Origin of the sequence: Pedobacter aquatilis (genome assembly GCF_030409415.1) — a bacterium.
GTDB lineage: Bacteria > Bacteroidota > Bacteroidia > Sphingobacteriales > Sphingobacteriaceae > Pedobacter > Pedobacter aquatilis.
This window is the reverse complement of record NZ_JAUFPW010000033.1, coordinates 165,842-188,624: the sequence shown is the minus strand read 5'-3', so window position 1 is coordinate 188,624 and position 22,783 is coordinate 165,842. Positions and strand designations below refer to the sequence as shown.

25 protein-coding genes are annotated in these 22,783 nt (G+C 41.7%); 9 read left to right on the top strand and 16 right to left on the bottom strand.

Annotated elements, in window-relative coordinates:
* The first annotated feature begins 500 nt into the window (after positions 1-500).
* The 5 genes from QWY86_RS15795 (at position 501) to QWY86_RS15775 (ending at position 6,200) form a co-directional block, all read left to right on the top strand.
* Positions 501-1,778 (top strand): type IX secretion system plug protein, encoded by a 1,278-nt coding sequence (locus QWY86_RS15795; protein WP_290243402.1) that lies wholly within the window; start codon positions 501-503, stop codon positions 1,776-1,778.
* A 108-nt stretch (positions 1,779-1,886) separates the two neighbouring features.
* Positions 1,887-2,846 carry a formylglycine-generating enzyme family protein gene (locus QWY86_RS15790; protein ID WP_290243401.1) on the top strand — a complete coding sequence of 320 codons (960 nt, stop codon included), beginning with the start codon at positions 1,887-1,889 and terminating at the stop codon, positions 2,844-2,846.
* 87 nt (positions 2,847-2,933) lie between these two features.
* A complete protein-coding gene (locus QWY86_RS15785; RefSeq protein ID WP_290243399.1) occupies positions 2,934-4,253 on the top strand; it encodes a Gfo/Idh/MocA family protein in 1,320 nt (439 codons plus the stop codon).
* Complete coding sequence (locus QWY86_RS15780) at positions 4,253-5,284, top strand: FAD:protein FMN transferase (RefSeq protein ID WP_290243398.1); 1,032 nt, start codon at positions 4,253-4,255, stop codon at positions 5,282-5,284. The genes QWY86_RS15785 and QWY86_RS15780 overlap by 1 nt, the downstream gene beginning before the upstream one ends.
* Positions 5,271-6,200: a hydroxypyruvate isomerase family protein gene (locus tag QWY86_RS15775; RefSeq protein WP_290243397.1), complete on the top strand. Its 930-nt coding sequence runs from the start codon at positions 5,271-5,273 to the stop codon at positions 6,198-6,200. Before QWY86_RS15780 ends, QWY86_RS15775 begins: the two co-directional genes overlap by 14 nt.
* Positions 6,201-6,274: 74 nt before the next feature.
* On the opposite strand, the gene QWY86_RS15770 is transcribed toward QWY86_RS15775, so the two are convergent.
* The gene (locus QWY86_RS15770) at positions 6,275-7,765 is read right to left on the bottom strand and encodes an alpha-amylase (protein ID WP_290243396.1); all 1,491 of its coding nucleotides are present in this window, start codon (positions 7,763-7,765) and stop codon (positions 6,275-6,277) included.
* Positions 7,766-8,398: 633 nt separating this feature from the next.
* On the opposite strand from QWY86_RS15770, the gene QWY86_RS15765 reads away from it, so the two are divergent.
* A complete protein-coding gene (locus QWY86_RS15765; protein ID WP_290243395.1) occupies positions 8,399-8,920 on the top strand; it encodes an acyl-CoA thioesterase in 522 nt (173 codons plus the stop codon).
* Positions 8,921-8,988: 68 nt separating this feature from the next.
* Positions 8,989-10,176 (top strand): cation:proton antiporter domain-containing protein, encoded by a 1,188-nt coding sequence (locus QWY86_RS15760; RefSeq protein WP_290243394.1) that lies wholly within the window; start codon positions 8,989-8,991, stop codon positions 10,174-10,176.
* Positions 10,177-10,178: 2 nt separating this feature from the next.
* On the opposite strand, the gene QWY86_RS15755 is transcribed toward QWY86_RS15760, so the two are convergent.
* Positions 10,179-10,592 carry an EVE domain-containing protein gene (locus QWY86_RS15755; protein ID WP_290243393.1) on the bottom strand — a complete coding sequence of 138 codons (414 nt, stop codon included), beginning with the start codon at positions 10,590-10,592 and terminating at the stop codon, positions 10,179-10,181.
* Positions 10,593-10,716: 124 nt separating this feature from the next.
* Here QWY86_RS15755 and QWY86_RS15750 point away from each other — a divergent pair, with 124 nt between their 5' ends.
* A complete protein-coding gene (locus QWY86_RS15750; RefSeq protein WP_290243391.1) occupies positions 10,717-11,949 on the top strand; it encodes a tyrosine-type recombinase/integrase in 1,233 nt (410 codons plus the stop codon).
* Between the two features lie 135 nt (positions 11,950-12,084).
* Here the strand turns inward: QWY86_RS15750 and QWY86_RS15745 are convergent, their stop codons facing one another.
* The 4 genes from QWY86_RS15745 to QWY86_RS15730 all read right to left on the bottom strand — a co-directional run bounded on the left by QWY86_RS15745 (position 12,085) and on the right by QWY86_RS15730 (position 14,640).
* Positions 12,085-12,312, bottom strand: a complete 228-nt coding sequence (locus QWY86_RS15745) for a hypothetical protein (protein ID WP_290243390.1) — start codon at positions 12,310-12,312, stop codon at positions 12,085-12,087.
* A gap of 52 nt (positions 12,313-12,364) precedes the next feature.
* A complete protein-coding gene (locus tag QWY86_RS15740; RefSeq protein WP_290243389.1) occupies positions 12,365-13,429 on the bottom strand; it encodes a DUF932 domain-containing protein in 1,065 nt (354 codons plus the stop codon).
* Positions 13,430-13,464: 35 nt separating this feature from the next.
* Positions 13,465-13,827 carry a single-stranded DNA-binding protein gene (locus QWY86_RS15735; RefSeq protein ID WP_290243387.1) on the bottom strand — a complete coding sequence of 121 codons (363 nt, stop codon included), beginning with the start codon at positions 13,825-13,827 and terminating at the stop codon, positions 13,465-13,467.
* Between the two features lie 237 nt (positions 13,828-14,064).
* Positions 14,065-14,640: a UPF0758 domain-containing protein gene (locus QWY86_RS15730; protein ID WP_290243386.1), complete on the bottom strand. Its 576-nt coding sequence runs from the start codon at positions 14,638-14,640 to the stop codon at positions 14,065-14,067.
* A 116-nt stretch (positions 14,641-14,756) separates the two neighbouring features.
* Between QWY86_RS15730 and QWY86_RS15725 the strand changes: the two genes are divergently transcribed.
* Positions 14,757-15,158 carry a hypothetical protein gene (locus QWY86_RS15725; protein ID WP_290243384.1) on the top strand — a complete coding sequence of 134 codons (402 nt, stop codon included), beginning with the start codon at positions 14,757-14,759 and terminating at the stop codon, positions 15,156-15,158.
* 446 nt (positions 15,159-15,604) lie between these two features.
* Here the strand turns inward: QWY86_RS15725 and QWY86_RS15720 are convergent, their stop codons facing one another.
* The 10 genes from QWY86_RS15720 to QWY86_RS15675 form a co-directional block, all read right to left on the bottom strand.
* Positions 15,605-15,781: a BF3379 family histone-like protein gene (locus tag QWY86_RS15720; protein ID WP_290243382.1), complete on the bottom strand. Its 177-nt coding sequence runs from the start codon at positions 15,779-15,781 to the stop codon at positions 15,605-15,607.
* Positions 15,782-15,839: 58 nt separating this feature from the next.
* Positions 15,840-16,835, bottom strand: coding sequence for a hypothetical protein (locus QWY86_RS15715; RefSeq protein WP_290243379.1), 996 nt, complete (start codon positions 16,833-16,835; stop codon positions 15,840-15,842).
* Between the two features lie 212 nt (positions 16,836-17,047).
* Positions 17,048-18,100, bottom strand: coding sequence for a conjugative transposon protein TraM (traM, locus tag QWY86_RS15710; protein WP_290243378.1), 1,053 nt, complete (start codon positions 18,098-18,100; stop codon positions 17,048-17,050).
* A gap of 18 nt (positions 18,101-18,118) precedes the next feature.
* Positions 18,119-18,364 carry a hypothetical protein gene (locus QWY86_RS15705; protein ID WP_290243377.1) on the bottom strand — a complete coding sequence of 82 codons (246 nt, stop codon included), beginning with the start codon at positions 18,362-18,364 and terminating at the stop codon, positions 18,119-18,121.
* A gap of 3 nt (positions 18,365-18,367) precedes the next feature.
* Positions 18,368-18,979, bottom strand: a complete 612-nt coding sequence (gene traK, locus QWY86_RS15700; protein ID WP_290243376.1) for a conjugative transposon protein TraK — start codon at positions 18,977-18,979, stop codon at positions 18,368-18,370.
* Between the two features lie 168 nt (positions 18,980-19,147).
* On the bottom strand, positions 19,148-20,356 hold the full coding sequence (gene traJ / locus QWY86_RS15695; protein ID WP_290243374.1) for a conjugative transposon protein TraJ: 1,209 nt from the start codon (positions 20,354-20,356) through the stop codon (positions 19,148-19,150).
* Positions 20,357-20,361: 5 nt separating this feature from the next.
* Positions 20,362-20,997 (bottom strand): TerB family tellurite resistance protein, encoded by a 636-nt coding sequence (locus QWY86_RS15690; RefSeq protein WP_290243372.1) that lies wholly within the window; start codon positions 20,995-20,997, stop codon positions 20,362-20,364.
* Entirely contained in the window at positions 20,984-21,652 is a 669-nt protein-coding gene (locus tag QWY86_RS15685) for a hypothetical protein (RefSeq protein WP_290243371.1), read from the bottom strand. The genes QWY86_RS15690 and QWY86_RS15685 overlap by 14 nt, the downstream gene beginning before the upstream one ends.
* On the bottom strand, positions 21,636-22,319 hold the full coding sequence (locus QWY86_RS15680; protein ID WP_290243369.1) for a conjugal transfer protein TraI: 684 nt from the start codon (positions 22,317-22,319) through the stop codon (positions 21,636-21,638). Before QWY86_RS15680 ends, QWY86_RS15685 begins: the two co-directional genes overlap by 17 nt.
* 30 nt (positions 22,320-22,349) lie before the next feature.
* Positions 22,350-22,721, bottom strand: coding sequence for a hypothetical protein (locus QWY86_RS15675; RefSeq protein ID WP_290243367.1), 372 nt, complete (start codon positions 22,719-22,721; stop codon positions 22,350-22,352).
* Positions 22,722-22,783 lie beyond the last annotated feature (62 nt).

Sequence of the window (22,783 nt, the reverse complement as noted above, 5' to 3'; positions counted from 1 at the left end):
GCAAATAAAATAGGCTCATCATTCCGTGATTTCTGTATTTCCGTGGCAATCTCATTATTTTATCTTTTTTGCCACGGAAGCACGGAAGACACGGAAAATTTATAATTAAGGTTTCTACTATTAATATACCCTTAAGAATTTCGCAAATAAAATAGGCTCAATCATTCCGTGATTTCTGTGTTTCCGTGGCAACCTGATTATTTTATCTTTTTTTTTGCCAAGCAAGCACGGAAGACACGGAAAATTTATAATTAAGGTTTCTACTATTAAATATACCCTTAAGAATTTCGCAAATAAAATAGGTCAATCATTCCGTGATTTCTGTGTTTCCGTGGCAACCTGATTATTTTATCTTTTTTTGCCACGGAAGCATGGAAGACACGGAAAATATTTCTTTACAAATTCATAAATAACATGCTCAATACTTCACTGATTTCTGTGTTTCCGTGGCAATCTCTTAGTTATCTTTTAAAATTGCGTAATACTCCGTACTTTTAAATATGCATAAACTAATCGCAGCACTTCTACTTTTCGTTTCTACGCTATCCCTCGCCCAAACCGAAAATACTTTTACAAACGAGAATAAAATTTATCGCCCAAATATTAAAACGGTTCTGTGTTACAACAGCAACAAAGAGCAATCTATTCCGATTACCCTTTTAAATTCTTCGGAAACAATTGCTTTTTCTTTTGATGATTTACTGGGCGGCACAAAGAACTACTGGTATACTATAGAACATTGCACCTCTGATTGGCAGACTTCAAAAATATCGACACTTGATTATCTGGATGGCTTTACCGAAGACAGAATTTTTAATTACAAATATTCATCAAATACCACCAGAAAATACACACATTACGAACTCGATTTCCCAAACAGCCAGATAAAACCTAAAATTAGCGGCAACTATATTTTAAGGGTTTATGAAGACAATGATAAAAGAAAACCGGTAATTTCTCAACGGTTTTATGTTTTAGAAAATGTAATTGCCGTTGCTGCAGAAATCACAAATTCGCTGCAGGTTTCAGAAAGAAACACTAAGCAAAAGATAAATTTCATACTTAACCATAACATTCCAATCGCAAATCCTTATCAGGATATTAAAGCTGTTGTAATGCAAAATTTCAACTACAATACTGTTCAAATAAATAAAAGTCCATCTTTTGTTAAGCCAAACCAACTGGTTTTTAACGATATCAATACAAATGATTTTTGGGCTGATAACGAATTCAGGAAGTTTGATACCAGAAGTTTGCGCTATAAAGCAGGAAATGTAAAAGATATCTTCCGAGACAATGAATCTGTCAGTGTAATGCTTTTTCAGGATGTGCCAAGAAATAAAGAGGCCTTTGCGAACCAACTGGATGAGAACGGTAATTTTTTCATCAGAAATACTGATGGACGAGATGATAAAACTGAAGCTGAATACATCAGTGTTCTTTTTACGCTGAATGCTCCAGCTCCAAGCGCAAATGGCGAAGCCTATGTTATTGGCCGTTTCAATAATTATTCCTTATCCAAAGAAAATAAATTGCTTTATGATGAAGGCAGAAAACAATTTTACGCCAATATTTTATTAAAGCAGGGCCTTTATGATTATGAATATGCCTGGCTGGATAAAACATCAAACGCATTTGAAACAAAACCTTTTGAAGGTTCCTTTTTCCAAACTGAAAACACTTATCAAATACTTGTTTATTACAGAAAACCAGGTGTAAGATGGGATACTTTAATTGGCTTCACCAATCTATCTAACCGAGTTACCGATAGAAGATAAATACAAAACATACCCTTTTTGTTACATGTTTTTTCTTCCTTTTAAAACATACTTGTTAAATTAGTAATACGATTTAGCGCTACGCAAAATCACTACTAACCAACAATCATGTCTAGAAAAATAATTGCACTTGCCTTTTTATGCTTGCCGATAAGTTACATTCAAGCTCAAACAAAATCATATACACAAAATATCGAAGGAACATCCTTAAAATTTGATATGTTGGCCATCCCTGCCGGAACTTTTGATATGGGAAATAATGCGGGTGCTGCAGATGAAAAGCCAGTACATAAAGTTAAAGTAGATGCTTTTTGGATGGGAAAACATGAAGTTACCTGGAATATTTTCGAGCCATTTTTATACCGCGATTATGAACTAAAAGCCAGTAATGGGAAAATCCCAGCAAATGTTGATGCTGTAACTCGCCCAACTAAACCATATCTGGATATGACCTTTGGAATGGGTAAAGAAAATCAACCAGCAATTGCCATGACACAATATAACGCCATTCAATTTTGCAAATGGCTTTATGCCCGAACTGGTGTTTTTTATCGTTTACCAACAGAAGCTGAATGGGAATATGCTTGTCGTGCCGGAAGTAAATCTAAATACACATTTGGTGATGATGAATCCACATTGAAAGATTATGCCTGGTTTAAAGACAACAGCGATAACAAAACACATCCCGTAGGACAAAAAAAACCTAACGCATGGGGTTTGTATGATATGCATGGAAATGTAGCCGAATGGACTTACGACCAGTATATCGAAAATTTTTACACCGCTTCGAAAGATAAAACCGTAGAAAACCCTGTTGCCAAACCAGATAAACTATACCCTAATAGCGTTCGTGGAGGTTCGTATGATGAAACACCCGACAAACTAACTTCTTCAGTAAGATTGGCTTCAAGTCCTTCATGGAAGCAACTCGACCCTCAAATTCCGAAAAGTAATTGGTGGTTTCCTGAAGCCCCATTTGTTGGATTGAGATTGGTTCGTCCGGTAACGCCTCCATCAAAAGAAGAAATTGAAGCTTATTACAATAAAAAACCTATTGCAGATTATTAACCTAAACCATAAACCAAATAAAATGGCCGTGTACCGAAACGAAAATTAAAATACATGGCATATTCCTTTAAAACCAACTATCCAAATATGAAAAAATCTATTTCCTTACAAGAACGTCGCGAATTTTTGAAAGCATCTGCTTTGCTTGCCGGCAGTGCAATGCTGAGTTCATTTCCGCTTGCAGGTGCTTATGCATCTGGTTCTGATACCATTAAAATTGCCTTAATCGGTTGTGGCGACCGTGGTACAGGAGCTGCTTTCCAGGCATTAAGCACCAAATACAATATCAAATTGGTTGCCATGGCTGATGCTTTTCAGGATAGAATTGATAAAAGTTATGAAGCGCTTTCTAGTAAATTTGCAGCAAAAATGGATGTTCCGAAAGAGCGCCAGTTTGTAGGTTTTGATGCTTATAAACAGGCTATTCCTTTAGCTGATGTAGTATTGTTGGTAACACCTCCGGGTTTCAGGCCAATTCATTTTGAGGAAGCCGTAAAGCAAAATAAACAGATATTTATGGAAAAACCAGTTGCGGTTGATGCACCTGGAATTCGTAAAGTTTTGGCCGCAGCTGAAGAAGCAAAAAAGAAAAAATTAAATGTTGTGGTTGGTTTACAAAGAAGGTATCAAACCAATTATCGCGAAGCGATGAAGCGCATTAATGATGGTGCGATTGGCGATATTATGTCTGGCCAGGTATATTGGAACAGCGGTGGCGTTTGGGTTAACCCACGCAAAGCCGGACAAACTGAAATGGAATATCAAATGCGCAACTGGTATTATTTTAACTGGCTATGCGGCGATCATATTGTAGAGCAACACGTCCATAACCTTGATATTGCCAACTGGATTAAAAATGCGCATCCTGTTTCGGTACAAGGAACAGGTAGCCGTGCCTGGAGAACCGGAAAGGATTATGGCGAAATTTACGATAACCATTCTATCGAACTTACCTACGCAGATGGTGCAGTAATTCATAGTCAGTGTCGTCATTTTGAAGGCATCAGTAATCGTGTTGATGAATCTTTTATGGGTACAAAGGGTAAAATTTACTTATCTGGAAGTAACCAGGCCATTATGAAAGATTACAGTGGCAAAGAGCTTTATAACCATAATACAAAAGGCAATGCGAATCCTTATCAAACAGAGCACGATGAACTTTTTGAAGCAATTTCAAAAGGAGAATATAAGTTTAATAATGTAGATTACGCTGCAACGAGCACCTTTACTTCAATAATTGGTCGTTATGCCACTTATTCTGGCGAAACCATAAAATGGGACGAGGCCTTGGCTGCCGACAATAGCCTTATGCCGGAAAAATTTGCGTGGGATGCAATGCCGAAAGTACTACCTGATGCAAATGGGCTTTATCCGTACGCAATGCCAGGAAAAACTAAAGTTGTATAATGCGATTATTGCTCCTACTTGTTTGTTTCATTGTACTAACCTCATTTTCTAATTTAGAAGATATTAGAAAATTTGACTTATTTGGTACAGCGCAAGGAACAGAATACGCAATAACTTATTATGCAACAGATAGTTTAATTAAGAAAAGCGATATTGATAGTTTATTGGATTTAATCGACTTATCAATGTCGCTTTATAAAAGCAATTCTCTTATCTCTCAATTTAACGAAGGCCAAACTTCAATAAAAACCGATAAATTTATTTCAGCTGTATTAAATAGAAGTTTTGAGATAAATGAAGATACAAAGGGAGCATTTGATATTACCGTGGCACCTTTGGTACAGGCATGGGGTTTTGGCCCGGCAGAGGAAAGGCAAGAGCCAAGCGAGGCGACCATTAAAAGCATTTTGCAATGTGTTGGCATGAAAAACATTAATTTAAAAAATGGCATGCTGAGTAAAGCTAAACCTTGTATTAAAATTGATTTGAACGGAATTGCACAAGGTTATAGTGTAGATTTAATTGCCAATTTTATTGAGGAGAAAGGTATAAATCAGTACGTTGCAGAGCTTGGCGGAGAAATTAGGGTTTCAGGACCAAAACCTGATGGAAGTAGTTTAAAAATCGGTATCGAAGGACCTGATGAAAATGGCATTCCAGTAATCAGGCATATTGTTGCCATTAATACTGGTGCGATTACAACTTCTGGAAATTACCGTAAATTTCATCAGTCAGGTTCAAAAAAAATCTCTCATCTCATCAATCCAAAAACTGGTTACCCCTTAAATAATGAAATGATAAGCGTTACGGTTTATGCAAATGATGCAATTACAGCCGATGGTTATGACAATAGCTTAATGGCTATGCACATAAATGATGCTTTAAATTTTGTAGAGAAACGGAAAAATCTAGAAGCCTATTTTGTTTATAAAAATAAAAACGGCAAAATTACAGATACACTAACTACCGGATTTAGGAAACTTATATCTACCGAAAATCAATCTAAAAACCAAACAGATGAAAAGAAGTGAATTTATTAAAAGTACGTTGCTAACCGCAGGTGCAATAACAACAGCAGGCACAATTACCAATGCATTTGCATCAGATGTTAAACAAAAGCCGATAGCCGATAAAACCTTTAATCTTGATTACGCACCCCATCAAGGGATGTTTCAAAATCATGCAGGCAAAAGTTTCCTTGATCAGATTCAGTTTATGTACGATAAAGGTTTCCGTTCGATTGAAGATAATGGCTTTCTAGCTCGACCGGTTGATGAACAGGAAAAGATTGGTAATTTATTAGCTAAGCTTAATATGCGAATGGGGGTTTTTGTGGTTGATGGTGGCGATAATTGGAAAACATCTTTAACAACAGGAAAGAAAGAGTTTAAAGATAAGTTTGTTGATACCTGCAAAAAATCTGTAGAGGCTGCAAAACGTTGTAATGCCAAATGGCTAACCGTTGTTCCGGGTTTTTATGAAAGAAATTTACCTTACGGAAACCAATTTGCAAATGTAATTGATGCCATGCGTGCAGGTGCAGAGATTTTTGAACCTCATGGGTTAATTATGGTTTTAGAAACATTAAGCGATACGCCCGAACTTTTCCTTCAAAAAACAAACGAAACCTATGCAGTTTGCAAGGCTGTAAAAAGTCCATCGTGTAAAATTTTATATGATATTTACCACATGCAACGCACCGAAGGTGATTTAATTAAAACGATGGATAGATGTTGGGATGAAATTGCCTACATCCAAATTGGCGATAATCCGGGAAGAAAAGAGCCAACAACAGGCGAAATCAACTATAAAAACCTCTTTAAGCATTTGCATAGCAAAGGTTATAAAGGTGTTATGGGTATGGAACACGGAAATTCAAAACCTGATAAAGCTGGTGAATTAGATGTAATTAAAGCCTATCGTGAAGTAGATAGCTTTTTGAGTTAAGATATTAACCAAATAAGGAATGTAAACTTTTGAACTTACATTCCTTATATGGTCAATTTAATAATACTTATATTTTAATCTGCTTTCAAAACCCAAACCGAAACACTTCCGGCATTGCAATGAAACTCCGCCCAACCACTTTCGTTAATTGTAACCTCTCCTTCCCTATATCCTAAAGCATCAATAAAAGTTTTACCGGCAAACTTTGCACCAACCTCCATCTCTTTAAAACCCTCCTCGCCTGTACTCATTAAAACAGCCAAGCCACTATTTTGATGTTCATCATCGCCCTCACGAGTAAAACCCACGCAGCTAAAATGGTCGAAATAATCTCTTTGTAAACCATAAGCATGACTAGCACGTAGTTGGCTCATGGTTGCAACAGCTGGGATTGCAGCCAAGTCAATGTGTACATCTTCTCCAGCCTCATTTTTATCGTCATAAATTCCGCCGTAAACATCTGGAAAGAATAAACAAGGAATGCCTTGTTCTCTCAATAAAATTATGGCATAAGCTAGCGGTCTGAACCAAAACTCTACATAAGATTCTAAAGCTTGTAAAGGTTGTGAATCATGATTATCAACAAAAGTAACCGCTAAAGCCGGATTAACCTGAACCAAAGTCTTATCGAAGATTGTGCTCATATCAAAGCCATTATCTTCATGACTTGCCAGATAAAAATTATGATGCAACAGGGAATCAAAAATCTGTGTTCTTCCTGCCGTGGTTTCAATATATTCCAGCTGTCCCTCAATATCAACTACATTCCAATCTTCGGCAACAACAAAAAATTTACGGTTATACTTAGTGTTCAAGTGGTCTAACCATTGAATTATGAAATCCGGATTTATGTGCTTTACAGCATCCAGTCTAAAGCCGTCAACTTTTGTGGTTTCAACAAGCCATTCGCCCCAATAATTTAGTTCATCAATAACGGCCTGATTTCTGTAATCAATATCGTTAAACATCAAGTAATCGTAATTACCAAGCTCAGTTGAAGGCACCTTTTCAAAACCTTCTCCCAAATAATTCTGAATAGAATAAATTGCGGTTTCTTGCAAATCTTCTGCCCAATCTACCCCGCTGAAACACATGTGATCCCAAATAAATTCAGAATATTTACCTTTTCTTCCAGGAAAAGTAAACTTTGTCCACGCTTCAATTTCAAAAACATCGCTGGTAAACTCTTCTCTATTATCAGGATTTACAGTTCTAACCTTGATTTTTTCAAGTTCGTCTCCACCTGCTTTATGGTTAAATACAATATCTGCAAGTGCGCTAATGCCATTTTCATGCAAAGCATCAATAGCTTTAAGGTATTCGTCTTTATGTCCGTATTTTGTATTAACTGCTCCCTTTTGGTCAAATTCTCCTAAATCGAACAAATCATAAACCGCGTAGCCAACATCGTAAGCCGCATTGTTCGATTTGTAGGCAGGCGGTAGCCAAACCATTGTAACACCGATTTCTTTTAAATGAGCAGCTTCAGTCGCTACTTTTGTCCATAAATTTTGTTCTTCGTTATAATACCAATGAAAAAATTGGATGATGGTTTGATTTTGCATTAATTTGATTTTTATGCTAGGATAACATGATTTTATTCCAATTGTTTGTAAGAAATTGTCTGGAAAATTTAATTTTAATTTTTTATTTCTCTTAAGTTTTTCCGTTAGCTGTTTCATTTTCAGATAACATATATAAAGTTTAAAGTTTATTTTAAGAAAATGAAAGGAATGCAGTCTTCGGAAACAGCAGCCCCGCTTTCGCTTATAGTCCCGAAGAAAAATCGGGAGCTATTCCGCTCAATCTGGTTTAGCTAACTTAGTTTCTTTGATTTTTTGAAGGGTTTAAACCACCCTTTACCTCCCAAAAAATCGGGATAAACGCTTCTAAATTTAGGAGGCGAGTTGGTAGAAAGTTATTTTATTGCCGATGTAATTATTTATCATTGTCCAACTCCCCTCTTTTTTCAAGGAGGGATCGGGGTGGTTTGTACCTCTAGTCTTAATAATTTAGAATAAGATCTGTCAGGTTGAAAGATTTCTCCGCTACGTTCGAAATGACGAAATATTTTGCATTATCCTCATCTTAAAAGATTGGAGTGAGAACGAGACTAACTCAAAAAAGAGCGAATAACCTTGCTTTTCAAATAATGTTTAAAGCCATTTTAACTCAATTTTATTACTTTTGCGCTCGATATGAGTTTGAAAAAGAAATTTGCAAAGGAAAGCTTTACAGTGATGAACGAATTGGTATTACCGAATGATACCAACACGCTAAATAATTTAATGGGTGGACGTTTACTGCATTGGATGGATATTGCCGCAGCAATTTCAGCTCAAAAACATTGTAACCGAATTGTGGTTACCGCCTCAGTTGATAATGTTTCTTTTAAACACCCCATAAAACTTGGAGATGTGATTACAATTGAGGCCAAAGTTACAAGGGCATTTAATACATCTGTTGAAGTGCGTTTGGATGTGTGGGCAGAAAACATTCCGAGTGGTGCACGCCAAAAAAGCAACGAGGCTTACTACACTTTTGTAGCAGTTGACCAAAGCGCCCGCACCATTCCGGTACCAGAATTAATACCTGAAACTGCTGAGGAAATTGAACTTTTTGATGGAGCGCTGCGCCGCAGACAGTTACGCTTAGTTTTAGGCGGAAAAATGAGTCCGGATGATGCCAGCGAGCTTAAAGCCTTGTTTTTTAAACCGTAACTTTTACATAAAACTTCTTGATGCTTAATATGTTTGTTTTATTTTAGCGAATACCAAACGCTGTAAATATGACAACATATACCATTCTTATTATTTTAAGCGGATTAGTAATTTTTTCTTATCTATTTGATTTAGTGGCGAGTAAAACCAAAATACCATCGGTGTTGCTTTTGCTTTTATTAGGAATTGGTCTTCGCTATCTGGTTGAATATCTACAGATTCATACTTTCAATTTTTTATCCATTTTGCCAACTTTAGGCACAGTGGGTTTAATATTAATCGTTTTCGAAGGGTCTTTAGAGTTGAAATATGACAGGGAGAAAAACAGAATTATTAAAAGCGCCTTTCTATCGGCGTTAACGATTTTACTTGGTACAACAACCATTATAACGCTTATAATTTATCAGATTTCGCACCGAGATTTATATTCATGTATCGCAAATGCAATTCCTTTTAGTGTAATTAGTTCGGCCATCGCCATTCCCTCTGCCGCGGCATTGGGCAAACAAGATAGGGAGTTTGTAATTTACGAATCTTCCTTTTCGGATATTTTGGGAATTATAATGTTCAATTTTGCGATTACCAATCACTCGATAACCACCTCGGCATTTATTGGACTTGGTTTAAGTACGTTTTTAATCATCTTGCTTTCAGCTATTGCCTGTGTAGTTTTATTATATATTATGGGAAAATTGATGCATCACATCAAATTTTTCCTGATAATTTCAATTCTGATATTAGTTTATGCCATCGGGCAATCTTACCACCTGTCTTCTTTGGTATTGATTTTAAGTACAGGCTTATTTTTAAATAATGCAGATACCATCCAAAACGCATGGTTTAGAAGCGTTTTCTTATACAAAAACCTAACCGCAGATTTATCTCAACTTTACCAGTTATCGGCTGAAAGTGCTTTTATTTTAAGAACATTTTTCTTCGTAATATTTGGTTTTACGATGAATGTAAACGAACTGAATAATTTACCCATTTTACTCAACGGATTATTTATATTGATAGCGATTTATGTTATCAGGATAGCATTTTTGAAAGTATTTAAAAATGGTAATGCAACACCTATATTATACATTGCACCACGCGGACTAATTAGCATATTATTATATATTAATCTGCCTGCATCGTTAAAAATGCCCGAAGTTGGCACTTCATTTTTATTTTTAGTGGTTTTGGGAACTAGTATTTTTATGACGTTGGGTTTGATGTTAAGCAAAAGAAAAGCAGCAGAAACTGCTGCTTAAATTTAACTCCCCATTTCTAAAATTTTATCAAACTCTTCGGTTTTTAGCGGCATTACCGATAAACGGCCTTGGCGAACTAAAGAAATATCTTTAAGGCTTTCCTCTGCTTTTATTTGTTCTAGTGATACCGGATTTTTTAGCGATTCGACCGGAGCTAAATCAACCACAATCCAATTTTTATCTTCAGTTGTTGGGTCTTGATAAGATTCTTTAACAACCTTTGCTACACCGACTACATTTTTCCCTTCGTTGCTATGGTAAAAGAGAACTAAATCTCCTTCTTTCATATCCCTCAAATTGTTTCTTGCCTGGTAATTACGAACGCCATCCCAAAAGGTACGACCGTCTTCATTAAATTTTTCCCAGCTATATTTGAATGGTTCTGATTTTACTAACCAATATCGTGTTTTTTCCATGTTTAAAGTGGTTTAAAAGGGGTTTTTTAGTTCGATCGTTGACAAATCGTTGACAAAAAACGCTAACAATCCCGTTGACAACTCCTCACGGCATACAACTTAAACCATAGAAATTGAAAACAGTATGAAAAAAAATGATGTCAAACCCCAGGCCGAAAACCATTTCATAAAGGAATGGAACGAAATCGAGTTCAATTTGTCGATCCCCGCAAAAATAACACATTCCAACAAACCTTTCATATATTTTTATTGGCCCAATGCGGACAATTATGCTAAGCTGGAAAGGGCAAGGAAAGGTGGTATCGGAGGCGTAAAAGACACCAGGATTTCAATCAGAAAAAAAGCGGTTGCCGCCGTTGATGCACTCATCCTTATGCTCAGCAGGGGCTGGAACCCTTTCACCAATGCCTATGTAAATCTTGGCGTGCACGTTAATCTTCACAGCGCAAGCCCCATATCCAAGTGCCTGAACACCTGGATAGAGCACCGAGAGGAACGCCGCAACAGTAATATGATCGGAAAGATCGCCCTTAAGAACAATAAGATCGTTGTCAAGCACTTTATGGACTGGCTGGATGTCAAGGGGTTTCTAAACCGCAAGATCGAAACCTTCAACCCCATCGACATCGATAACTGTCTTGGTTTTAAGATGAATGAACTTGGCTGGGGTAAGGTAACCTATAATAGCTACCGCTGCGATTTGTGCACATTTTTTTCATTTCTGTGCAAGTACAAGGTTATCCAAGAGAACCCGGTTAAGCAATCGGTAAAGAAAAACACCAGGCGAGACAGTTCAAGGTTTGCCATTTATGAGGAAGAGGAGCTACAGACTGTTGTAAGGTTAATGGAAGGCGATCCAGGATATTTCGGACTCTACGTGGCCTCAAAGCTGCTATACCTTTACAATATCCGGCCAGTGGAAATGACAAGGCTACAGGTGATGGACGTGGACTGGAACAAGCGCATCCTTACCCTTCCCCCACAGAAAACCAAAAATGGGAGCGAGGCGATATTCCAGCTAAACGAAGAAATATACGGCCTGCTTGAAAAGCTTGTGGTCAATGCACCTGATGAAAACTATATCTTTGGACATCGCTGCAAACCATCGCCCGAGCAGATTGACGAGCAATACTTTACCCAAAAATTCCGTTATTTCAGGATAAAATATAACATCAGTACTAAACTCAAATTCTATGCGCTAAAGCACAGTTCCAACTTTTACGACCTTGAGGATGGCGCATCGTTCTATTCGATTATGGAAAAAAACAGGCACGCCTCCCTGCAGGTGACCAATGACTATATCCGCAACAGGTTGCTGAAAAAAGTCGTGAAACCCACACTCAACAACAGGTTTTAGTACCAAGGATGCGTTAACCTCAGCTCTATTAAACGTGGAGTGCGGAAAAAGTGTAGTCCCTTCAGGACTGCACTAAAAATTCTGTATTTGGAAAATAATTCTTTTCTAGTCGTAAATTAAATCTCACCTTTTAAATTATTGTTGAGAGGATTTCGGTGCTGGCACCTTCAAAAGACGGATACCAAATAGCCAATGGTATTTTGCTTTATAGCCGCTGTATTTTATGATTCCCATAAGCAGCCCTTTGGCGATCTGCACCTCAAATGCATCATTTTTGGAAAGCTCCATTTCTTCCAGGCTCTGCAAGAGCCTGAGCGCTAAATTGATCTTTTTCGTTATACTACGTTCTTTGCCACTCTTCATTTTCATCTGTATTATTGGACTAAAAGTGGGGCGGATTCCCGCCCCAGATAATTTAATTGAATTGTAAAGTCCCTTTGCTTGCAAAATCAACGCAAAGGTCAAATGCAACCTGTGCCCGTTGCTTGGCTGTCCCCTCTGTGATAGATTTGAATTTCGCTTCTCCATCCTTGAATCTGCGCACATTCTGAAAATATCCCGTGACTGCGTTATAGGCCCCAAATACTGTTCCCGCGGTAGTTGCCATTTGCTGGGTGCAGTTGCCCATTGCGTAGCTGTAGACTTCATCGACAATGTTTCTATAAACAGCCGAATTTTCGTCATCGGCTCCTTGTTGCAGCTTCTGCAAGACCTCTTTATTTGGCGACATGGCAACCTGCACGAGTTTTTTAATCTCTCCGTCAGAAATACGGACTTTCGCCCAATGATTAAAAATCTCTTCAATTTCGCCCGCGAGATTACTCGATATGCCCATAAGGGCGTGCGCCTGTTTGAGTCTATCTCCTGCTCCCGAGCTGTGGCGGATGCGGATTGCATTCTTATGGTTGCGCATTGCCGCATTTAGCGTATTGTTGCAGACGATACGAACGGGCGTAAATGCTGCTGTGATGCTCCCGCCCCCGTCATGCGAAGTGGTTAAAAAGAGATACTGCTCGATGAGGTCATCAGCACCTACGCGGATATATGAGGGAAGCTTTGCGGTGATAAAAATTCGTTCTCCCTTTCCGAGCGCGCCTGCGGTCTCATACTGGATGCCATCCCCTCCGCCTATGATACTATCGAAAAAAGAAAACGCGTCGATATTCTGCACCACGCTGTAATCCTTGCCCACTACCCCGAGCACCTGTTCGGTGTCGGTGCGCATGGTTGCGAAAAAGTTTGGAACCTCAACCCCTGCTTCCGCCGGCAGGATCTCCCCCTGACTAAATTCGTTATTGAGATTGTCCAGGGTAAAGATCGGACGTTTTACAACGGTGTAATCCAGCCCTGCGAACTTTAGCGCTTCTGCTGAAGTTGGGTAACTATCTACTATAGTGCCCAGCCCGTGCCAAGCTTTTTCCTTTACCGAAAAGAAAGCGTGTTTTTGTGTATCCTCGTTGAAATTTAAATTATGTGCCATGACTATAATATTTGGTGCTTGAATAATGGGATTAATTAAAATGATAGATCACCCGTTTCACTGCTAGGCTCCCCTATTTTCGGTTGCTTTGCGCCAGAACTAAAAAGCTTGATTTCTGAAACCCGGAAGATGAGCGCCGCGGCTGCCTCGGCGTCCTTGGTCACGTAAGCCCTGCAGCCCACGTGCCCGAACACCTGCACGACATCGCCCTTTTTCAGAAATTCTGCGATCCCTGAATTTCTCCAATAACTGCATTCAAAAAATCTCGCGATCTCCCGACGCTGCTCACCGCTCATATAGCTGTGGTTTACAGCTATTGTAAAGCCTACTAATTTGGTACTTTCTGATACCTCCCTGACTTCCGCGTCTGCGGTCAGCCTTCCTGTGATAATTTCCATCTTCGTGGTTTTAAGTAAAACTTTTAAACTCTTGCTTCCCCTTTCCGCCAGTTCAAAAGAATTTTTTCAAAAGAAAAAACGGAAAAAAAGAAAGCAATGAAAACCGTGACCCTTTAAGCTGGACGAAGCACTATAAGTCCCGAAGGGTGGACGGCACCGCCGGCCATTATGCGTGCGCAGCCAGCAGGGGTCGCGATATTCGCAGCCTTTCTTTCCGTTTCGATTGAAAAAAATAATTTAAGACCTCTCTTGGAAAAGGCGCTCGGCGATACCCATCACAGCAATTATTGTCGCCGCCTTAGCCGGCCCAATACCGTTAAAGCTGCTTAAGGCCGAAATGTCCTTACCGATAAGACCCGAAAGTCCGCCAAACCCCTTTAGCATCCTATAGGAAAGTGCCACCGCATCCTCTCCGGGGCTTCCCGAACCAATCAGTATAGCAAGCAGCTCGCTATCGCTGAGTACGTCCAACCCGTGCTCAAAAAGTTTTTCCCTCGGTTTTTTAGATGGGTCCCAGCTCGGAATGCCACGGTTCCGCTCCAAGATCTTCCCCTGAAGTATATCCTTAGCGGTCTTTCCTTTTTCATCAAGGTATGCTGAGTGGTGGAAGAGCGAGGACATCGCGGAGATCAGGAAATGGAAATCTTCTTCGAAAACTATCACAAAGCTCCTTTGGTAAGAACCGTCAGGCTGCTGATCGCTACGGGAGATTTGTATGAACTTACTCTGTTTTGCAGTTTTCTTGAAATCGAGAAAATAGTGGCGCTTTTCTGAGGACGAAAAGCTTTCACTCATCAATACGTTTGCTAACATAACAATATGGTTTTAATACAGCACAAAATTGGCAAGGAAGCAAACTAATAACCGTATCGAAAACTATTTAACCGTTTTAAACGTTTTTAAAACGGATATAATACTGATTATCAGACATGAGCGGATTTGACCCAAACTTCTCGCCCTTTGAATGCCTCACCTGCGGAAAGGAACTCTTTGGCAGGCGCGATAAGAAATACTGTAACGATAACTGCCGCAATGCAGGCAACAGAAAAAGAAAGGGCATTGACAGCTGGTACGAGCCGCTCTTCATCGCCCAGATCAACGCCATCCTGAAACGTAATTACAAGATCCTCAAAACAGAAGTCACCCGGCACAACGGACCAACCTCAGTAGGCAGGTTTTATCTGGTTGATAAGGAATTTAACTTCAAGTATTACACCAGCATCCTCACCACAAACGCAGGTACCTATCATTTCATCTATGACCACGGATGGCGTGAACTGGAAGATGGAAAGATCATGATAGTGATGAACCCCAAGCAGGCTGAACTCTGATACAAACTAAGAATAATTGCGTTAGGGATGGCAGCGGCATCCTTCCAACATCGCAAAAGATATAGTGGACAGCCCGTAAAACGCCCGAGATAATCCCAGCAAGAAAATGATATAGTTTCTTTACTCGGTCAGGACAAAATCTAATCTAAAACAAACCTGCACCTGGCCTAGGCTGACTCTGCTGAACTGGATTTCAGGATAAATATTGCCTGGGTATTCGTCTAATTACTCTACATCAAATCATAACCTGCTGAAGCTTCAAAAAAGAAAGCGGAAAAAACCAAAGGCCTTTCCCGCTCATTTAAATTAACGCTCTCGAAATACAAACTCCGTTTACCGGAAAATGTTTCATCTCCCAACTCTTTTTTCAAACGAAAAAACAGCAGAAACAAAAAAAGCTTCCGACTAATGGCCGGAAGCTTTACAATTTATCAAAACACTGAGATTTATTTTGCGTTCTTTTTTTCAGTAACCTCAGCTCTAATGGCTTGAGCTAGGTTTTTCAGCTCCTGCATACCTTTGCGAACACGCGTTCCCGCAGCAGCGTTCCCATTCTCATAAAACTTCACCACATCAGCCTCAACCGAGGCAATCAGCTCTTTTACTTTTCCAAAATTTTCCATTGCATTAAAATTTAATAGGTTGAATCTCTTTATCTGCCCGCTAATTTATCAAAATACCTTAAACGCCCAAACCCTGCTCCTGCTCTTTTTTATTGGTCTTTTCCTTACCGGCAGATACCTCGGCTACCTGCTCAGGCTTAAGGTACTGCTCTCTTTTTATCGATCTACCCTCCAGTGAATACAGGTTGACCTGCTTGAATTCCGGAACCGCCTCAGCCAGTATCGCCTCTTTTTTCCCGGCAATATTTACAGTGACCACCGCCCTGTCCCCGTTCCTGAGCGCTGTCTCCACATCGGCACGTTTATCCAAAGTTGCCAGCTCCCTGAAATTAAACCTGTCCAGCACCGCTGAGAGATCATAACCATAGCCTTCACTGAAAGTTTTCATCGGAAAATTCCCACTCTTATCCCTGGGTCCATCAAAGTCCAGTTTCGCCCATGCAGTATATTCGTTCTTCTGCACATTGAGCATGTCCTCCCTGTAGACCGAACGGCCCGCAAGCAGGTTAAGGCCTTGCGAAAGGGAAAACCCGGTTCCCTGCTCCACGTAAAAGGTCTGCCCTGGCGAAGGGTTCTTCAGCGTCTTATAAAATTCTTTATCAATGTTGATCAATTTCCCGTCGCCCATCGTCGCCAGTTCCCTGGAATCCTGCAAACTAACCCCTACATACAACTGCGCCGCCCCGCGTATATCCTTTGATGCTTCCATACGGGTATTGAATTCCTTAACCGCCAGGCTAGGCATCTCAAATTCCTTCAGCACCACCTCCTCACCCTGGCGCTGAGCAGAAACAAAATACTTCTCGCCCGGTGCCAGTGGCGGCTGGGTTTCCCTAACCAGATCAAACTTGTTGAAATAATAATATTCCGAGGTCCTGGACTGGTTAAAGTGCAGCGCCATCTCCACTCTTCCCTTTTCGGACTGCACTTCATCATACAAAATAAAGCGCGGCTCATTCGCCGCCATTTTGGCCTCCATCTGGCCAATCAAATCGTCAGTAAAGCCGAGCTTAGTCATCTCGGCCTTAAGGTTTTCTAAATTCTTTGCATCCATAATCATTTTTTTTTAATGGGGCCAGATTCCCGATCGCTCAGGTTTGATTGTCCCCGCTTCCATTAATCCTATTAAGTATATACCACTTTTGCTTTTCTCGACAACGAAAAAAATACCCTTAACTTTCCCAAAATTCCCCATCGTTCATTGGCACCAGATAGTCTTACACTTCCCATCAATCAGCCATTACTACCTTGGCTTTAGTTCAGACACTAGGGTCGATTGTTTCGAAGCAAAACTTTTTCCCCAGATTTCAGCTTCACCCTCACCACACGCACTTTCCTGGAAAAAAGACTTTTCGCTGCATCCAGTCCCGCACCCGCTACCTGCCCTGCCACGCCATCCATCCCATAAACCGAGATTCCGCCTACTGCATCCACCGCACCGCCCGATGCTACATCACCAAACACCGCATCCCTTGCCTCAAGGCCCGGCATGCCATCCATCGAGTACATCGTTAGTTCCACCGGAATGATTAGTTCCCTCAACCTGATGCTCTTGATGTCCAACAGCAAGCGCTGGTTCACCAGCCTGCACAGCCCAAAAACCAGATGTCCCTTAGGCACCACTATGTTCTTCAGCACAACTGAATCCAATAATCGAAGCTTAACTGTTGATCCCTGCACCACCTTTCCACCATCCGCTATCTCTGCCGGCACCGCCAAAAATTCCCGCTCTGCCCCATCCCCATAAATTTTTGAAACCAACTTTTGCTGGACGCGGGCAGGATTCTGGATATCCAGCAATTTCTCCAGCATCGAATTCATCTGCTCCATTTCCGGATCACCTCCCTTATCCGCTTTCATGGATTTCATCAGCAGCTCCAGCCGGTCCACGTCTGCAGAAATATCATCTCTTCCATTTTTTGAAGCGGTGCTGGCCGCTGAGCCTTTGCTGCCGCCAATATCAGTAGGTGCAGCATTGATTTCCTTATTCAATGCCTCCAGCTTCAAATTAATCTCAGCTGTCTTCTCATCCTCCATCCTTCCCCCGAAGCCCATTTTCTCGGTCAAACCGGAAATCCCACCTGACCAGGAACTATCCTTTTCGCCCTTTGCATACAACCCCATTTTGTCCAGTGGCCCCTCCGGTTTGAAGTTCGCATCAGGCAGCGCGGTATTAATGCCCTTGGATGCTACCGCACCCCTAAACGAAGCCCTTCCTCCACCGCCCGCATAAAATGCCAGCGCCAGAAATGGCATGACCAGTAGCGGCAATACCAAGAGGATTTTCCTCTTGTCCCTTGTTTTTGTTTTTGTTTTCATAAAATCTGATTTGAATTGTTAAAAATTAGACCGATAAAATATTGCGTTAATGATAATATAGACCAGGTAGCCAGCAAAACCGATGAGCGTCGCCCCTAATAAACAAATGACGTTCGTTTTTCCTATTTTTTGGGCCTTGCCATTCAGCTTCGCTGCTGTGCGCTTTTGCAACGCCAATATCTTATGCGCTATGCTGCCAGCAATTTTGTCCTGATGCTGCGCCAAAGGCTTTGTTTTACTTGCTCTTTTCCTTAACCATCCCATAACCTAAGGCTTTATGATATCCTGATTTAGTACCGTCTCCCACCTTTCGATCAGAAACCCATGCGGGTTATTGTCCGACCGCGACACGTTTCGCAAATCACCTTGCGTCACCAGTTTCCTTGAAACCCTAGAGCTCGAGCGGATCAGTTGCTGCGTGGAAAAACACCTGAAATGAAAAGGTTCCTGGGCCATATCCAGTAGCACCGAATCGATGGTAATATCTTGAGAAATGTTCGCCGAAATCAGATTGGTGAAATATCCCTTTTCCTTTAAATTGTCATATTCTTTCTTTGCCGAACCATCGGCCAGGTACAAAGCCTTTCCGATGTTTGAGGCGATCACCTTTTCATCCGGGTCTAACGTAAAGAACCAATAATGGAACATCTTCACATGGTCGCGAATTTCCACCGCTACATTGTCCTTCCTTTCAGCCGAAAAAGCCTCCAGGGCCTTACCATTAGCCAGGATATAGACCTTACCGGTAATTTCGCTGACCGCCTGAAAGCTCTTCCATATCGCAAAGCCCGACAACAGCACACATGCAAGGATCAGAAAGAGGCTGAACCTTTTGATGTGCGAGAAGGCGGTATCTATATTTCTAAATTGTGTAAACATGAGCTCAAATCTTAAAATGAATTTTTTATTGTTTTAATCTAGGGCTGAACAGGAAGCGCAGCTTTCAGCACAGCCATAAGCCTTTTCCCATATTAAAATCAGTTTTCCATTGTCTTAATTTGGGGCGGGGCAGGAAGCTCAGCCTTCAGCAAAGCCCAAAATCAATCGTCACTTGCCGCTTAACTTATCATGCTGATGGGAATTGCCACCAGACTTACCCTCCGGAAAATAATCGCCCTGCGAAGCCCCGGCATACCCCTGGCTCATCAGTCTGGGCGCATTTCCAAGCGCATCCGCCGCCATGCCCATGCCAGCTGATCCTGCCGAGCTCACCATCCTGGACGAACTTGACACGATCATATTGGTTTTCTGTAGAATCGTATTCCCGCCTCCGGCATGCACGATGTAGTTCGCCACGGTCGGCACGCAGAAATAAGCCACTATTCCAATCACCATAAAAATCAGATAAGCAACATCACTGGAAGAAAAAAAAGTTTCTCCCTCCTGGCCAATCTGGGAGATGTCCAGTTTGAGCATATTCTCCTGAATCTTTCCCAGAATGCTCCCAAGGATATTGGCAATCGGCAGCCACATGAAAATGTTCACATACCTTGCAATCCAGACGGTCAGACTCTGCTGAAATCCATCAAACACCGTAAAGCCCATCACTAATGGTCCCAGAATAGTCAGCACGATAAGGATAAAAGTACGCACCACATTGATGCACAGCGCCGCCGCTGCATATAGCACCTCGAGCACTTCTGCCATCCATTGCTTGATGGAGTTGCGGAAATTGTAGCCCTGCTTTTCCATAAAAAAACTCATATCATTACTCACCGATTCCAGCATTCCCTCACCCGAGCCGTCCGGATCATCAGGATGGGTATACTTGTACCATCGCTCGCGATCCCCGTTCCCATCCTCACCCACATACAGCTGCCATTTCTTCGTTTTCTTCAACGCGGCTTCTTTCTGCGCCAGCAGCACCAAAATCGCCTTGTTACTATCCTTCACCATTTCTCCGGTTGCCCAAACCGTAGGCTGCAATACCCCGTTAAAAAGCGACATGACCGCCGGGAACATCACAATAGCCATCCCAAGGGCAAAGGGGCGCAGCAGCGGATAAAAATCGATTGCTTCAGCTACGGCAATCTGCCGCCATACCCTTGATCCGATGTACCACAGCGCCCCAAAACCCGCCAGTCCCCTCGACACGTCAATCAGCCTCGAACTTAAAGGAATCATATCCTGATAGACCTTTTCCAGCACCGCCTGCATCCCGTTCAGCGAATCCGAAATCCCTTGGGCATGGCTGGCGCCTGGCAAAAGCATAGCCACAATGAAGCAAAGCCCCAGGTAAAAAATCCTGTTTTTCATAAAATCTAATTGTTATTGTAATAACTTTTGAGCTGTGCAATTTCGCGCTGCTCTTTCTGCTTCTGGCGAAACAGCACAAGCGCACCCCGATTGAAATCCCTCAAAAACTCCAGCTTGTCCGCAGTATCCAGAAAAATCCTATCAATCGCCTTTAGCCTTTCCTCATCGCTCATACGAAGTTTAGAAGAAGTGATCACCATCGCCAGATCCTCCAAATTCTGTAGCGAGGCATCAAAGAGCGAAGCATACACACTGCCCAGGTAATCCAGTTCCCCGGCATTGAATACGTCTGCTCCCCGAAAGGCACCAAGCGCCGCTTTATATTCCAAAACGATTGCTCGCTGAGCTGAAATAATATCCGCCACCCGCCTGTACTTTTTCACTTCTGGCGAGACCACCATCAGCCCGTCCAGGAATACCTCGTGCAGCGAAAAATTGCCCGAGGCAATTGCCGCCACCTTGGAATAGCCTTGCGATAGCACAGTATATCCTTTTTTCATGTCCGAAAGGATGTTTTTCAGACTGGATAGCTTTTCCACGTTCAGCATCAACTGCTTTGCCTCATTGGACTGGGCAGTAGCGCCCAGCCCGCAAAGGCACATCAACCAAACCACCAAAGCATATCTTCTAATTTTTTTCATAAAGCCTCCTTAACTCTTCTATATCCAGTTTTTCTCCTTTCTCAGACCGGGCCACAAGCGCAGCCCCCGTGCAGAACCATCTTGTAAATTCTGATTTCTCCCGCATCGAGGCGTGAATCGCACCCAATCGACCAAGCCGCTCCGCATCGTTCAAAGCCAGATTTCCTGATAACACAATATCCATCAGTTCATCCAGATCGGAATTGCATTCTGCTGCTATCTTTTCCTGCACTGCCTTATAATAATCTTGATTTGGGGCTGGGCTTAAGGCTGAGCCTTTCTGCAAAGCCCTTAAATTGGAATTGATGCCAAGTTGGAATTTCACGATTTCTTCGATCCTGAAATCCTTCCTCACCAAACTGCTCACTTTTGACAGGCCTGAGATAAAGGCCTCATGCAACCTGAATTCTCCAGAAGTAAAACCACCAATGTTTTCCAGACCACCACTCACCAGTTTATAGCCGTTCCAGGCCTGACCGGCATATACTTTAAGATAGGCGATTTGCTTAAGTAAGTATTTTTCCTGCGTTATCTTTTGACGAAAGACCTCGTTCCAATTTTGAGCTTTGCAGGAAGCTGAGCTTAAAGCCACGCCCCAAATCACTACCATAAAACCAAAAAGAAATTTCCAGTAACCTTTAATTCTCGATCCCATACAGCTCCTTTAGTTTAGCAACCTCATCCAATGATTTCGCCCTTTGAATTGAAAGCAAACTATTTTCCCTGTTAAACCTTTTCAAATCCTGCCAGTTGGCTTCCATCGCGTCCGCCGCCGCAACAATCAGCTCCAGCCTCGCCCCGTCGCTCATCTGCGTCTTAAATGAACCCACGATTGAAAGAATCCCGTCTACATTCTTCACCGAAACCTCCAGTATCCCCGAATACACCTTTTCCATCGCAAGCAGCTCATCAGCAGAAAAATGCCCAGACTTATTGAACAGGTTCCAGGCCCACTTATATTCCTCCACGATGCGTACCTGAATCTCAGTCAGTTCCCGAAGCCTTTTATAGTACACGATTGCAGATTTCACCTTCCAGAGCTCCTCATAGTACTGGCCATAAAGCGCTTTCTGTTTCCCTGTCCATTCCGCAATCTCTCCCAACTTCAGTTTTGAAAGCTGGTTTTCCAGCACCTTCTGCGCGTTTTGCAGCCAGATCGTCTCGTTCTGCAAGCGCTGCACCTTTAGATCCATCGCCTTAATCACCTTTTTAACCCCTGCCTTAATCACCTCCAAAAACGCCACCTGCGCGTTCGCACCGGTTGGCAAAGTCACAAATATTGTCATCGCCGAGATTGGCAGTATCACCATAAACTTTTTCATGCTTCCCATCATTTTCTTGTCCTCGTTCTGTTAATTTATCTTTTTATATATGCGCTTACCAACGCTCAGCTCCCCTCGTCCTGGAAAAAAGGAGATCACTCTTCCTTTCCTGAGCTCAGTTAACTGATTTGTGGCTACGCTATAGGTGCAGCTCCAAACCTGCGTTTCATATTCCCTCCTCCCGACCTTGCCATTACGGATCAGGTTGTAGCCCGTACTTCGCAAAACCTTATAATTGTTACCTTCCACCAGCTCGACCTTTAGCGTATCGCTGGCCATGCTGAACTCGCCGCCTGCCGAGCTCACATAACTCCCGGGCATAAAATCCCTGACCCTATCTCCCTGGCAAGCGGCTAAAGCAAAGCCAAAGCACAGCCCCAGCAATAATTTGATTGCGCTCATGTTATTCGTTTTTTAGTAAACTTTAATTGATTTCCCTTCGCTGTTTTCTTTCGGAGCCTTTG